The sequence below is a fragment of the Pontibacter deserti genome (assembly GCF_023630255.1).
GTDB lineage: Bacteria > Bacteroidota > Bacteroidia > Cytophagales > Hymenobacteraceae > Pontibacter > Pontibacter deserti.
This window is the reverse complement of record NZ_JALPRS010000001.1, coordinates 403,413-417,814: the sequence shown is the minus strand read 5'-3', so window position 1 is coordinate 417,814 and position 14,402 is coordinate 403,413. Positions and strand designations below refer to the sequence as shown.

General features: G+C 41.8%; 15 protein-coding genes. 3 read left to right on the top strand and 12 right to left on the bottom strand.

Annotation, left to right across the window (positions count from 1 at the left end; all coding sequences use genetic code 11):
* Window positions 1-99: 99 nt before the first annotated feature.
* Together MJ612_RS01720 and MJ612_RS01715 are read left to right on the top strand one after the other, a co-directional pair.
* Window positions 100-660: a hypothetical protein gene (locus MJ612_RS01720; RefSeq protein WP_187028850.1), complete on the top strand. Its 561-nt coding sequence runs from the start codon at window positions 100-102 to the stop codon at window positions 658-660.
* A gap of 74 nt (window positions 661-734) precedes the next feature.
* Entirely contained in the window at window positions 735-1,379 is a 645-nt protein-coding gene (locus tag MJ612_RS01715) for a hypothetical protein (protein WP_187028848.1), read from the top strand.
* A 291-nt stretch (window positions 1,380-1,670) separates the two neighbouring features.
* On the opposite strand, the gene MJ612_RS01710 is transcribed toward MJ612_RS01715, so the two are convergent.
* From MJ612_RS01710 to MJ612_RS01655, 12 genes are all read right to left on the bottom strand, one after another.
* Window positions 1,671-2,390 (bottom strand): glycoside hydrolase family 25 protein, encoded by a 720-nt coding sequence (locus tag MJ612_RS01710; RefSeq protein WP_187028846.1) that lies wholly within the window; start codon window positions 2,388-2,390, stop codon window positions 1,671-1,673.
* 68 nt (window positions 2,391-2,458) lie between these two features.
* Window positions 2,459-3,118, bottom strand: coding sequence for a DUF5715 family protein (locus tag MJ612_RS01705; protein WP_187028844.1), 660 nt, complete (start codon window positions 3,116-3,118; stop codon window positions 2,459-2,461).
* 179 nt (window positions 3,119-3,297) lie between these two features.
* Window positions 3,298-3,990, bottom strand: a complete 693-nt coding sequence (locus tag MJ612_RS01700; protein ID WP_187028843.1) for an SOS response-associated peptidase — start codon at window positions 3,988-3,990, stop codon at window positions 3,298-3,300.
* 71 nt (window positions 3,991-4,061) lie between these two features.
* Window positions 4,062-4,712, bottom strand: coding sequence for a hypothetical protein (locus MJ612_RS01695; RefSeq protein WP_187028841.1), 651 nt, complete (start codon window positions 4,710-4,712; stop codon window positions 4,062-4,064).
* Window positions 4,713-5,000: 288 nt separating this feature from the next.
* Entirely contained in the window at window positions 5,001-5,180 is a 180-nt protein-coding gene (locus tag MJ612_RS01690; RefSeq protein ID WP_187028840.1) for a hypothetical protein, read from the bottom strand.
* Between the two features lie 2 nt (window positions 5,181-5,182).
* Window positions 5,183-5,668: a DUF4200 domain-containing protein gene (locus MJ612_RS01685; protein WP_187028838.1), complete on the bottom strand. Its 486-nt coding sequence runs from the start codon at window positions 5,666-5,668 to the stop codon at window positions 5,183-5,185.
* 2 nt (window positions 5,669-5,670) lie between these two features.
* The gene (locus MJ612_RS01680) at window positions 5,671-6,444 is read right to left on the bottom strand and encodes a P-loop NTPase family protein (protein WP_187028836.1); all 774 of its coding nucleotides are present in this window, start codon (window positions 6,442-6,444) and stop codon (window positions 5,671-5,673) included.
* Window positions 6,362-7,132, bottom strand: a complete 771-nt coding sequence (locus tag MJ612_RS01675; protein WP_187028834.1) for a helix-turn-helix domain-containing protein — start codon at window positions 7,130-7,132, stop codon at window positions 6,362-6,364. The genes MJ612_RS01680 and MJ612_RS01675 overlap by 83 nt, the downstream gene beginning before the upstream one ends.
* Window positions 7,126-7,419, bottom strand: coding sequence for a helix-turn-helix domain-containing protein (locus MJ612_RS01670; RefSeq protein WP_187028832.1), 294 nt, complete (start codon window positions 7,417-7,419; stop codon window positions 7,126-7,128). The genes MJ612_RS01675 and MJ612_RS01670 overlap by 7 nt, the downstream gene beginning before the upstream one ends.
* A gap of 175 nt (window positions 7,420-7,594) precedes the next feature.
* Window positions 7,595-8,575 (bottom strand): hypothetical protein, encoded by a 981-nt coding sequence (locus tag MJ612_RS01665; protein ID WP_187028830.1) that lies wholly within the window; start codon window positions 8,573-8,575, stop codon window positions 7,595-7,597.
* A 61-nt stretch (window positions 8,576-8,636) separates the two neighbouring features.
* Window positions 8,637-9,809, bottom strand: coding sequence for a site-specific integrase (locus MJ612_RS01660; protein WP_187028828.1), 1,173 nt, complete (start codon window positions 9,807-9,809; stop codon window positions 8,637-8,639).
* Between the two features lie 452 nt (window positions 9,810-10,261).
* Window positions 10,262-12,988 (bottom strand): alpha-L-rhamnosidase-related protein, encoded by a 2,727-nt coding sequence (locus tag MJ612_RS01655; protein ID WP_187028826.1) that lies wholly within the window; start codon window positions 12,986-12,988, stop codon window positions 10,262-10,264.
* 208 nt (window positions 12,989-13,196) lie between these two features.
* On the opposite strand from MJ612_RS01655, the gene MJ612_RS01650 reads away from it, so the two are divergent.
* Window positions 13,197-14,357 (top strand): alpha/beta hydrolase-fold protein, encoded by a 1,161-nt coding sequence (locus MJ612_RS01650; RefSeq protein ID WP_187028824.1) that lies wholly within the window; start codon window positions 13,197-13,199, stop codon window positions 14,355-14,357.
* Window positions 14,358-14,402: the final 45 nt, after the last annotated feature.

Below are 14,402 nucleotides of genomic sequence, written 5' to 3'. Positions count from 1 at the left end.
TCTTTAATCAAAAGAGTCTTACAAAGTTCAATTAAATTTTGAGATGCAAACTCACTATTACATTATTAACACGAAGGAATAAAGTTTAACAACAAACTTGTGGAACCTAAAGAAGAATTAAACATCAAAGTTTTAAAAAAGAGATTTTTAAATTGGAAGATGTATGTTGTAGTCTATCTACTATTAATCATATGTATTGAAGGCTCTCCAGTTAACTTAACTCTCAATTCACACTTCATTATACTTCTAGCTTTTATTATACTTCTAGTACTTTTAGAGCGAAAAAGGATAAAAAAGGCCTGGTTTAAAACGGCATTTGTAATTTTGATTTCAGCTTTTCTAATCATAACTGCTGTCGTACTTTTAATTATTATAAGAAATAAGTACGATGCATTACAAAAAGAAAATTGCGATTGTAGTTCAATTGATTCAAATAAGAAGAACTACGAATACATTTATAAGGCATGTCTCTATGTAAAGGAAAACAAAATAACAAGTACCGGAAACTTTTGCGAAATGGAAGTAAAATCAGTAGAACCTTTCAAACAAGACACTCTAGATTTCCTTGAAATTTCCTTTGACTGTTGTTATGCAGGTGATGTAATGATTTATGACGTTCAGAATAGAACAGTTACGGATTATTCATTAGGCCCTATGTAATTTTTTAGTCTCCAAATTACTTATCAGATCATTCCATAATTATAATGGTATGGCATTAAAAATCTTAGAAAACAATGAAGAAGTATTGCATCTACCTATTCGTAATCCTCATCCATTTTTCTTGCTCTGAAAACAAGGCAATAAATAAAACAACTTACTTCTTGAGTGTTGCAGATCAATTTCCTTTTAACCAATCCTCAATGGTTGACTCTTTAACTAAGGAGCAATTGGAAATGATTGACAGGAACAATCTTAATGTATATATTCCAAATGGTTACAAGTCTATTGTAGATGAAGATGATAGAGAAGCCCTTATTTTCATGAATGAAGCTGATAGTAGTTTGATACTTTCCAAAGCTTTTGAAATGAATGATTCTGTAAGATATGAGATTCTAAGTAGTGAAAAGTATAATCATCCAGTTTATGGTAGTGACTATAATGATCTTTCTGAATTTAAGCATTTTAAATCTTCAGAGGCTATTATAGCAAAAGGTAATGTTGGCCCCTTTCTGTTTGGAGGCACATTATATGATTTACTTGGAGCATCAGAAACAATGCATCAAGAATTTATGCCAAAGAATAACTTTTTTGGCTATGGTGAATTTGTAATATTGCTTACTAGAAAATCCTATGTCTTTATATGTTACTTAAGAAAATCAAAAGATAATGTTGAGGATCTTAATAACAGACCAAGCTCATTTGCAATCCGATACAATTAAGTAAAACAAATGAAATTGAAGCATTTAAGTATACTATACCTATTCTGAAAAGGGAGCAATTTCAGTTATTGTATGTGTAACTTAAATTGTGACATTTTCATATTTTCATTTCCTAGCCCTGTTGATGTATTAGTGTGTATCCTTACTGCAACAGGACCAACCTTTTGTAGTGCAACTAACTTATAGTCTTACTGCTTTCTCTTCTACTTTGATTGTGTTAAGTTTAATACTACTAATCCTCTCATATAGTTAATTTTACAGCCTTAATTCTTCATAAAGTCTCCTCTGATCCTATCTAGATAGCAAATAGGTGTTCCACTCCACCCTGCTTCCGTTAAAAGTATTTAAATCAATCCGGCCCTCTGCACCATTTAACTCACCAATATGAGAGTGTTGCCAGAGTGTCCATTTTGTATTAATCTTCGGACTATTACTAAAAGAACAGATCCAAATACTCTTATTATCAAAGTTTCCACTTATATATGATCTATACCCACTTTCATTGGTATAGATCATTACATCTTCTTTCACTTCTTTTTCTACATCTTCAATGAAATGCTGAAGTTCTGCCGTTACTGTCTCTCTTTTCATCCCACTAGGATTTCCCCAATCTTCTACGTCCAGTACCAAGGGGAGCTCAAGCTGTTTACCTTTGATGTGCTTTAGGAAATGCTTTGCCTGATCTTTGCCACTCTTGTTAAACCTGAAGAAGTGATAAGCACCTACAGGAATCCCTGCAAGCTTGGCATTACTATAGTTACGCTCAAAACTTTGGTCTGTGAAATTAGAACCTTCAGTAGCCTTAACATAAACAAAATCCACTCCTTGCTCTTTAATCTGGTTAAAATCAATTTTACCAGTATGGTTAGAGACATCTATTCCTGTCACAGGATACTTCGTCTTATCTATTACCACTTCTGCAGTTTTAGTAAATAACAAGTAAGCAATAACTATAGCGGCGCACACAAATAATAGTAAGCACAGCAGTATCCATTTATAAACCTTCTTCATTTTTAAATAACAATTTTTGTTGTGAGGTACCAAGATGTGCTTAGATTACCACCCATCCCAAAAAATCTTTAGATGACCGTGATATGCAGCGTGCCATTCCGCTCATACTTCACGTAACACTTTTCTTCTCTGCGCAACTGATCAAGAGCAGAAATAAAAGCTTTTAGTTGCTGCTTGTTGTCACCAAAAGCTGTATAACTCACATCAAAGGTTTTCCCTTTTAAGTGACTGCTGTTCTTGATTGAATTGCTATTGCTTTTCATCAACTTTTCAACTGAAGCAACCGAGCGGGTACCACTTGATATGGTAAAAGGTAAGTATGTTAATTTCCTTGCCTTGCATTCGAAAGTATAAGTATTCGCTAGAGTATCAATAAACGCCTGTGCCGTTGGCAACAAATAGGGCTTGGAATACTTAAAATTCCGGACAATGTAATATTGACTTGATCGGAGTTCTACTAATGTTTCATTAGCTAAAAGTAGCTTTAACCCGTCATCGCTATCTTGTGGTAGTATGCCTTCATTTAAATAAGCTTGCTCATGGATTGTTACCTTATCATCAAACAGCGTTGCGCAATTATCACAGCTGTTTGATCGGCCAAAAATAAGGTTCATGCTCCTGTCTGTTACATACCTTATTTTCCTTTTTATCTTGTGACGAAATGGGAAAGCCAGTAGTCCTGCTAGCACGGCAACAAGGATGACTAATAAAAGAATTTTCTTCTTCATTATTGCTTTTAAAAATTTAGGTGAGCATACAAGGAATTCTTATTTTCTGTATAAAACTGGCTGCCTTATATGATACACTAGCTATCGCGCAGCTGAAGTAAACTTTAGTTTTTTTTAAACTAAAGTTGTAAGTTATATATAGCATGTCCATAAAATGTGAGTAACAAATTGTTACAAGCCTAAAACAAACTTCCTTGCTCCGGTACCTGCTGTAACAAATTAGCGGAATTGTTAGAAACAGAATTCACCAATGCAGACACAGCATAACTCTTCATTTCCTCTGCCGGAAAAGGCCGTAGGAATTGCTGTAACAAGTTGTTACCTTTTGTTACATCGAGCCAAGCCTCTTCTTTTTCCGGTGAAAGAATGACCGGCATTCGGTCGTGTGTTGGCTTTACCAGCTCATTTGCTTCCATCGTAATAATGGTAAAAGTCCGCTGCATTTCACCTGTTTCCGTATCCGCCCACTCATCCCAGAGTCCTGCAAAAGAAAAGAGTTCTTCACTTTTTAACAGAAAGCGGTAAGGCACTTTTCCGGATGCTGTTTTCCGCCATTCATAAAAGCCATCTGCCGGAACCAGGCAGTGCCTGCGGCTGACCAGTTCCCGGAAACTTGGCTTCTCCAGCAGTGTTTCCGCACGGGCATTGATTGGTTTATTTCCGTGGTGTTGATCCTTAGACCAATGCGGTACTAAGCCCCAGGAAAAGAGCTGTATCTTGTCCGGTTCATCTGCTGTTACAACAGGTAACAACTGCGAAGGCGCGGCATTGTAATGCGCTTCTAACTTATACTTCTCTAGCAGCCGGGCTACGCGCGAAGCTTTGTTGTTTTTATCTTTTACCGTAATAGCAATGGAATACCTGCCGCACATCTCTTTTGATTACTTGATATTGCTTGTTACGTTTTGTTACAATTTGTAACACTATTATTTTCATTCCGCACTTAGTAAGTAGAAACCTTTAAAGCTACCCTTTCTCCGTCTTCATGAAAGCTAACCGCGTACCAGCTATAGCCCGGATCATCATGGGAATACGAAGCGGAAAAGTCCGCTGCTTTTACCTTTCCGGCCAGTACTGTTCCGCTAAAATCTGGTGCAGTATTATCTCTCGAAAATTCCGGATCAGCATTAATAGAAGACAGCAACTGCTGATATTCAGCTTTCGACAACCGGATCAGGCAGTGCGCATCAAATTCATTTTCAAAACCGAATCCTTGTGCTGTTTCATCTTTAACAAGGATCTTGGCAGAGGTAGGAAAAGGTAACCGAGTATGGTCTTCAAATTCCGCTTTATAATAAGTTGTATCTAAAGCGTTGGTGTTACCTTTTGTTACACTGTTAAAGGCTCCGGCTAAAAAGATCACGACAATACCTGTTACTGTAATACCAAAGGAAAGCATAATTCCGGCTACTGCCTTAAGCCATCGCTTTTTGGAAAGTTGATACACAATAGAGACAAAGACCAATACGCCTGCTGCTAATGCTATGTATAGCACATACTGGTTATAGATCCTGCTTATCTCAAAACCTATCACAAACAGGATGGCCCATAGGTAAATAAAGAGCGATACCCACCATTTATCCAGTAGCTTCATAGAAACAAAAATTCAGTTTGTTTTCTAGTTTTTAAATGAGTTAAAAATGCACAGTTTAATTTCCGGAAAGCACTGTTACAAATGGTTACAGCTACAATCCTTGCGGTGCGTGTTCCTAAATATAGAAAAAGTTAAGTATTTATGTTGCGTGTATGTATATAATGTTACATTTTGTTACGCTATCACCCTACCTTTCAAACTAGCATTTTAATTAAGCTTAGATAAAACAAAAACAGGATGCTGGTGTGGCATCCTGTTTTTGTTTAGGCTGTATTGAAGGTGATAAGGTTAAAGCTTTTCACGTTTAGGCAATTCTTCTTTCAGAGCCTGGTAAAGTACTGCGCCTAGGACAATACCGATGACTAAAACTGCTATACAGATCACACCGGAAAAACTCTTCTCTCCTGTTTCTGCCATAGGCCCAAATTCCAGGTCTGCGGGCGTGAGTACTATATCAAAATCTTCCATGATTATTTCCTATTAGTAATGGTGACATGAGATTTCTTGGCATCAGCATAACTCCACCCATATGTCCCAGTGAAGTGAAATACTTTATCTTCTTCTTTGACACCATTCAAAAATACACCCGGGTAGAAACTTTGATCTATCAACATTCTAACTGGTACTGGTCTTGTAATGTAAGTTGTATATAATGTCGCTAGTATACTGTCGTTGTGGAGCACCTTTTGAAGAAAAGATGCATAGGGTTCCTGTTTCCAGATTGCTGCTTTCTCCTGTTCAAGTTGGGCTTGCATCACTTCCAGTTGCTGGGTCAACTCTATTAATTTTTCCTGTAGCTCGTGTACATCGGAACCATAAAGAGTAATAGTGAGCAGGTAGCCGATGTATTGAGACATACTCATATTCAAACTAGCTGCCCCTTTACGTAACTGCTCTTCAATGCAGGTATTGATGCGGGTAGCTACAGGGGTCGTAGGATCTGCTTTCGTTTTCATACTTAATTAAGGGTTAGGTTATAAGGATTGTAAGCACGCCAGTTCGTGGCATCTTCAGGGAACAAGATGATTTCGCACATCCATTTCAGGCGTTCCAGTACCCGTTCTCCGTAGCGCTCACTTATCTCTTGGCTGCGGTAGTTTGTTGTAAAGTGGGACAATACTCCTTGTGTTGTGAATAGCTCTTCCCGCATGGGGATCAGTTCAGCAAAAGCAAAAACAGGCGGCTCTCCCCACTGTGAAGTAGGTCTTTCTGATAGGATGTCATCAAAACTCTGGTTGACAATGAGCCCATTGTGATGTTTCTTGTAAGCGATGCGTTTGAAGGCTTGGTTACCACCCTGGTCTTTGTCTTTTTTAGCATAAGCATACTGAACCTCCTGGGCCTTGGTAATAACCAATGGTTGATCTTTATCAGTGAAGCTCAGGTAATACTTTACCAGTTCCAGTAAATGCGTCTTCCCTACACTGGTAGGTCCGCTTAGCAGTACTCCTCTACCCGGTCGCATCCCAAATGCACGAAGTGCATCCAGGTCTTGCGTGATGGCAGCACAAAACTTAAGTACTGCCTTCCGGTTCTTTTCGGTAATATTCAACTCTGGGTGCCAGGCTGGGTATCTGGTTTCTGCTAAATATTGATGTGTTCTCGCCAGTTCAGCCAAACCTTGTTCAGCTGTCTTCCCTTGAAATGGATTAGAACGTGTCACTGTCGTATCGTTTGGTATGAAGATGCGCGTATGGGGATTGTTTCGGATTATATCGGCTATGTTGTTCATAGTTTGGGTTTCGTTGTTTATTGAAATAAGGTGCATTATCCAGCCACTTGGCCACGGAGGCTTGCAGGTCTCGCATGGGCGCTTTACCGACCATCCAGCCATTGGAAGTATAATGGTTAAAAAAACGCTTTGCTTCGTCTGCAAGCTCTTGTTTAGGGGTGTCTTCTCCTGACTGGCTCATCATGCTGTGATGCACCTGCTCCAGGGTTGGAAAATGTCCCCTTAAAAAAGTAAATGATTCAAGTGTAGTGGTGGGCGTGAGCGTTTTTGCTTTCCATTCCCTCTCGCCATTCCTTTTGTCATTATTACTGTCATTCTTATTATATATAAAGAGTGACTCTTTTTTAGCAGGACGCAGATGTCCTGCCCCCGGGACATGGCTGTCTGTATGTTGGTCTTCAGATGTCTCGGGTAAAGGCATCAAATAGATGTCTCGCCTGTTAAATTGCTCCTTGTTGAGAACGATCCGGATCAGGCCCAGCTTTTCAAGTTTTTTTAGCCACCGGTAAATTGATTTGGTACTAACACCATACAAAGCAGCTAAGTACCGGTTACTAGGCCAGCAATGATCGATTCTCCCGCAAAGGGCGACCAGCTCTCCATAGAGTAGTTTTTCTGCTGCCAGCAAGAGAAGGTGAAACCGGATAATAGCAGGCAGCACCGATTTGTTATTAGGTCGCTTTACCATTTTCCCTTTCCTTTCTTGCTTCTTGAAATAGCTTCAAGCGCAATTTCTTCTTTTGAAAGAACGGGATTGCTCAGGGCCCAAGCTTCCAGCACATCGCGACTGAAGAAAATCCGCTCGCATGGTTTTGAATAAGCAATGGCACGCTCGCTTGTCATCTGGTACAGCTTCTGTTTGGAGATGTCCAGGTAACAGGCTGCTTCCTTTAGGCTCAGCACCTTTTTGTGTTGCACTCCCATTAGGATGAGTGCTGCCAGAATTCTTTCCAGCAAATCAAAGATTGTTTTCATTGTGTTTGAAAAGTTTTAAGTGTGAATAATGGCTGCAAGATGCAGAAGGGCGAGGACATGGATGTCATAGGACTCACACAGGACCCTCCTCCAGCATACAGGAAGGCACTTTTTGCTACTGATTGTGGATAACTCGCTTTCCAGGTGGGGCTTGTTTAAAACAAAAAAGCCCGGGCTAACGGCCCGGGCTTTTTTTTAACTGCTTTACTAAATGTTCCAATTCTATACGCCACTCTGTCCCTTCCCAACTCTTTTCGACGACAATGCTCCGCGCTTTTGTAAGTTTTAACTTTGTAAGCTTACTGCCTGTACTGTCGGTGAAGCAACGTTCAACCCGCTTAAACAGCCACGGGTAGATTTTAGCAGAAGGATCATAGGACAATGGTTCATGGAACTTTAATGCCTTTAGTACGGCAGTATCCACATGTATAAAGTTTTCCATGAGCAGCAATTCAAGTAAAAAGATAAGCCTGCCGATTCCTTCTCCGGTCCACTTAACAGGTTTAAACCGGGAATTTGGAGTAAACACACCGTAAAAGTCTACAAATCCGGTGTCCGCTGAAATCAACTTGTCCTTTAAAAGTAACTCATATAGCTGGTAAACTTCTCTGAACGTATCTCCTTCGCTTCGCCAGGGAAATGTGTATGCTTCCCGAAACCCAATCTTGTTACCTACAGCTAATGTTTTCCAGGCTCTGAATCCTAGTTCATGAGCATGTACAAAGTCGTTTAACAGGATACGAATACATACAGCTTCCGTCACATCCGCCATGATACGTTTAATCAGCACTTCCTCGCGAAGTACCTTATCCTTTTCTGTATCTTCCAGTCCTGGCAGGTAATAAGCTTCAAAAGCGGCTGCTATCTTTTCCAGGGTAAGCCCTACCTGCGGAACCAGGAAACGGTTGGTTGTAGACTTGTTATTGTAAGCAGTAAACACCTCCTGTAGCTCTCGTCCCACGGCAACCTGGTAATTCACCGGGTCTATTCCTTGTTTTAAGATGCGAGCTTCAGCCGCGTCGTAGAGCTCATCTGCTTTCTGCATACCGTCACGGTACGCCCACAGGCAAATAGCCTGCACACGGTCACTAATGGTCAGTGCATCGGGTAGCAGCACCTCTTCTTCTAAAGTGCTGTCTGTTATTTTTTTAGGCATAAATATGATGTAAAAGGCCAATTAATAAGTAAGAAAAGAGCTGCTATTTAAGTATATAATGTTAGAAAACTATCTCAGGTAAATTATCCACGGCTTTTTCTTTCAGGGACTCTACCAGTCGTACATACTTCTGTGTTTCAATTAAGCTGGAGTGACCCAGCAACCCGGATACAGAGCGCACATCCGCTCCGGAGATCAGCAGGTTGGTTCCGAATGAGTGACGGGCACAATGCCAGGTAACTTTCTTTCCGATCTCAGCCTTGTTAGCCCAGTTCTGCAGGTGCTTGCCACAGGTATTACTGGAAGGAAGGGTAAAGACGCGGTTCGCTTCTTTCAGTTCTTCCTTGCTTACTTTTTCTCCCGGTAATTTAGACTTTGGTTTTGGACGTTCACCTAAAAGCTTTAGGGCAGTAGAGTTTAAGTTTACCACGACATCCTTGCCGGTCTTCTGCTGCTTTAGGCGCATCACGCTACCTACAATGGAGCGCCAGTCCAACTCCTTTACATCACAAAAGCGCAAACCTGTTACGCAGCTAAAAAGAAAGGCGCGTTTTACTTCTGGTAGGTAACACTCCGTGCGGGCCAACTCTTGTATCTCATCCATGGTGAGCACTTCTTTTTCGATACCTTCCACATAACGGTTCTCTACATCTTCTGCGGGGTTCTTGCTGATAAGCCCATCTTTAACAGCCTGGCGAAGTACTTTCCTGAATTTCTTAAAGTAGTTGTAGGGTGTAGAGCCTGAGCATTGCTGGTCCAGGTACATTCGAAAGCGGGAGCACAAGCGTACGGTAACTTCAGTAAACAAAAACGCTGGTGGCTCTCCTATAAATTGCTTGAAGCGGCTGGCCATAGCCTTGATCACACGGGCATCTTTTTTAGGATACGCTTCGGTGTACTCATCAAGGAAGCTCAGGAAGTCAGCCCTGCGCTGGACAGATGCTTTGACGATGACCGAATTTTTAGAAAGCTCCAGCTCCCTTGCGGAACGCATCTGTTCAGCTAAGAGTTGGTTATCTTTGTTTTGCTGGCGCTCCTTGCTGGTCTTAGGATTGTCCATCAGGTGGATGCCTAGGAAATCATACTTGCGCTTGCCGTTGTGGTTGTAGTCTAAGTAGAAAGATTCTCCCCCTGCAGGCAGACGACGGGCACGTAGTTTTACTATCTTGCCTTTGATTACTACGCGGGTTTGGGGAACCTTCTCAGGAGCAGGTTCTGTAGGTGCTGTTGCCATCGTTTTCGTTGGATTATTTTCAGTCTTTTTTGCAGACCATCAAACGTAGCAAAAGCAAATGAGAGTAACAAAAAAGTAACAAAATATTTTTATATAGCGATAATTGGGTAGTAAAGCATAGCACGAAAAGCGCGTTTAAATAACGTATAAGCACTTTTGATATATATACTTTTCTATACATTTATAGGGTATATTCCCCTACGGACTACTGAAAGGGAAAGTGATAATTTTGATCGCTTTTCCCTTTTTCTTTTTGCTCCAAAAACTGCTGTATCTGGCTGGAAAGGGCGAAAAAGCTATTTACTCTCCGGGTTCGATAACCTTTCATTTTAACTGCTATTCTTCACAATTAATTTAAGTTAAAGCATTACTCTACACATGTTGTAAAAAGAAAAGTCCTCCTGCTTATTTAAATAATCAGGAGGACTTTTATACTTTAAATATTTTATACTTTACCTGATTTTAATAACACGCATGTAATCAAGCATGGCCTGGTTCACTTCACCGTGCATGTTCTCGTTGTGCGGCTCAAAAGTTAAGGATATTGTATGGCTACCTTTTGGTAATTGTACATCTACAGCGTTAGTGAAGCCCCAGTTGCTCCACTCCCCATCGCCGCGTTGAGGCAGCACTATAGTGCCTGCAAATCTTCCATTGTAATTCAATGTACGGATTGCAGCTTTGTTGCTGGTATTTATCGGGCCGTTGCCGTTTGCATAGCGGAAGTCAATGGCATACACGCCATCTTCTGGCACTGTTATAGTTAGCTTTACATACTTGTTCTTCTGCTTGCTGATTTCTATAAACCCGGTTCCTGAAAAGTCGCGGTAAGGCTGGCTGGATTTCGGTGCAGCTTTCTCCACTTCATATACCAGTTTATACTTGCCGGGCACAACCATAACTGGCTCGCTGCCAAACGAGGTTGATCTATCTGAGTCAACAGCCATTACCATGTATTCGCCATAGTTGTCTGTATCTACAGTATATGTTGTTTTTTTAGTTTGCTCCACCCACTTTCCGTTTTTGTAAACGTGATACTCTTCGGCACCTTCCACAGCAGGCCAAGTTAGCTGTCCGTTTACATACTTTACCTTCGGCATATCAGGTGAGTATCTTACCTTCAGATATCCGAACTCACTTACAACCTCGTTATTGGCCAGCTCTATTTTTATAGTATGCGTGCCTGTAAGTGTAGCCGGTATAAATGGTTTTTCCATCGGCTTCCCATCCATGGTTATACTTTTAATCTGGTTACCATGGCCGCTCATTTCAAAATTCAGGATCGCGTTTCTATACTTGTAGTTAGTTAGCTTTCTGTTTCCAGCAAAGGCTTTGGGTACGAACGGTTTCAGCTCTATTCCATCTGCCTTCAAATCCATCCCGAAGTATACTTTGTACACCAAGCTCAGGCTGCCGGCCAGGCTCCACAACATGTTACTGGAGTTTACCTGTGTGCCTGCATAATCCCCGTTTGTTGCTACAAAGTTTTCCTTATTGGTCAGGAACAGGGCAGCCGGGCGGTAAATGGCAGCTATACTTGCAGTTAATGATTCTTCGTTCCCAACTTTTGCTGCTGCGAGCGCCCAGTAAGATTGTACAAAAGGCCAGACTGCATTGTTATGGTATGGTGGTATTCCCGGAATTTGCGGGAATATACTTGTTATCCCGAAGTCAGTTAATGGTGTATTCATCACAACTTGCCTGCTTCTGTCTGCATCTGCAACCCCATAAATAACAGACAAGGCCGCCCCTAGCGCTTCTGCTCTCGGTGATAAGATCTTATAGTTGCGCCCGTACAGGTACTGCCCGTAATGCACTGTTTTGTCAACCCATAAGTACTTGTTTATACCCTGCTTTATACTTTCAGCGCTCTTTCTGAATTCGGCAGCAGCCTGGATGTCTTTCAGGATATCGGCCATCTGCGCAGCCACTATGTTAGCCTGGTAATGTGCCGCATTTGTGCCCAGGTTTTCAGATTCGTAAATATCGGCAGGCTGCATCCAGCGCGGATAAGTCTGCTCGCGCCAGTCCAGGAACGAAGACTCGCCGCGCATCATACCGGTTTCAGGGTTAAAGGCATTTTTCTGGTCTTCCTGCAACGATTTTTTGATGATCGCATAGGTATCGCGTAGCCACTTTTCATCACCGGTAGCTTTGTATACTTCCCAGGCAGCCACTGCCCAGATCACGCGGTCTGTAGAGATCGGGTAAGCGCCTCCAGTTCCGGTATCCTGCACAATACGGCCATCTTTTACTTTGCGCATCAAACTATACATCGATACCTTAGGTTGTACTTGTGCCATCGAAAGTATAATACTATAGCTGATATCGCGTGTCCAGACACCGGCCCACTCCTTTCCTGTCCTAAACGTACTATCCGGCTCCACGGCATTTATCATTTCTTCCAGGGCCAGGTTATGCAAGGCATCGGCTATCATGTATTCGGACTGGTACTGCGGAAAGGCGCTGGCATCGCGGGTCATTTTCCATTGCTGGGCCGTCATTTTCTCCTCGCGGTTCTCATTCATCAGCAGCGTTATCTCATAAATACCATCGCCGTCAGGGTCCTGTAGCTGCAACTCTTTTCTGCTGCCCAGGTTGTCAAAATCCCAGCTCAAAGGGTCGGTGCCGCCTGCAATAAATACGCCTTTAAAATCTTCTTTATAGATCTTGTCTCCGGTTGGCGAAGTATAAGCTCCCTGCTTTTTAAAGGCTTCCAGCACTGGTCGCATGTCCAGGCGCACGGTCATTTTCGTGTTTGGCGTCAGGTATACATCCTTTGGCACATCTGCATCAGCCTTTACTTGTTTACCGAATGTAATAACCGGAGTAACGCATTTGCCATCGCTCGGAATACAGTTAAAAATATGGTCGGTTCCCGGTGCCATCTCATTATCGCGGCCATTAATAGCAAATTTAAATACCACGGTTGGCGTCATGGTCAGGTTGGCCGGGCTTTTATAGTTTGATGTTAGCTCAGTCGGTGAAATTGCTTTTGCTTCAAACTCACCTTGCACTACTCTGTTCGGGTAAAGGCTGTAAGCATTAGAGGGGTTTATCGACCAGTCATTATTTACGCCTGTACTTATAGTTGTATCTGCTGCTGGCTTCTGCGACTGGCAGGCACCCAAAACGAGCAAAGAAAAAAGTATACCTGACCTAAGGGTTATGTGCTTCATGTGAATTTGAGTAGGTAAGATCTGTTAGCCTATACTTCTGGTGAGACCAGGTACAGGTGCCTAAATTTATACTTTAATTTAACGCAATGCTAAGTATAATTTCAGATAAGAGCACAACGAACAAGACTAACTTTAAAGATGCCCGAGAAGTATAAATCCTTTCGTACCTTTCTGCCTTAACACACCTTTTCATGCCATAGCTTTTACTATGAGACACCCAATACTTATAACACTCTTCCTGCTCTTATCAACTACTTTTGTTTTTGCTCAGACAAGAAATACTCCTGCACATAACATCACATTTATACTTTATGCACCGGAATTGCCGGATAGCAGCAAGGTATATATCACTGGAAACCAGGAGCAATTAGGCAGCTGGAATCCGGGCAAAGTAATCCTTAAAAATCAGGGCAGACATACCTGGCAAATACAACTGATCTTACCTGCAGATCAGCTAATTGAGTATAAGTACACCCTAGGCTCCTGGGACAGGGAAGCTACCGATACCAAAGGTCTGCCTCTCCCGAACTTTAATATTAAAGTGAGTAGCGATACCCTTATTAAAAATGAAGTGAGGCGGTGGAAAGCGAGTACAGATAAAAAGACTTTTGCAGGCGGAGTTACCGGCGTTCTTAAATATCATAAAGATTTAACATGGAACAACCTACCGAAGCGAGACCTGGTAGTGTGGCTGCCACCAGGCTACGAAGAAAATAAGAACAAGCGTTACCCGGTATTATACATGCACGATGGCCAGAATATATTCGACCCTGCAACCAGCTCGTTTGGCGTAGACTGGCAGCTAGATGAAACTTGTGATAGCCTGATCAGGGCAAAGGTGATAGAACCTGTTATTGTAGTAGGTATCTACAACACGTCAAACCGGATGGAAGAGTACATTCCAGGAGAGAAAGGAAATGCTTACATGCAGTTCATCGTAAACCAGGTAAAGCCTCTCATCGATAAAACCTATCGTACCAAACCATCTCGTAAGCATACGCTGGTAGGTGGTTCTTCTGCTGGTGGCATCATCTCGTTTATGCTTGCCTGGAAGTATCCCAAAATTTTCTCTAAAGCTATCTGTATGTCTCCGGCCTTTAAAATCCAGCACATAGATTACGTAGATGATGTACTCGCTTACAGAGGCAAAAAGAAGAAGCTATACTTTTACATTGATAACGGTGGCATAGACCTGGAAGAAAAGCTGCAACCCGGAATTGACGAGATGTTGGCTGCTCTGAAGCAAAAAGGATACAAAGAAGGTAACGACTTTACCTGGATAAAAGCACCCGAAGACAAACACTTTGAAGCTGCTTGGGCGAAGCGTATGCCTAAAGCACTTATACTTGCGTTACCCCTCCGGAAATAACTCACATACAAAATTGAGAAAATGAAAGAGCCTGTCCTCTCTACT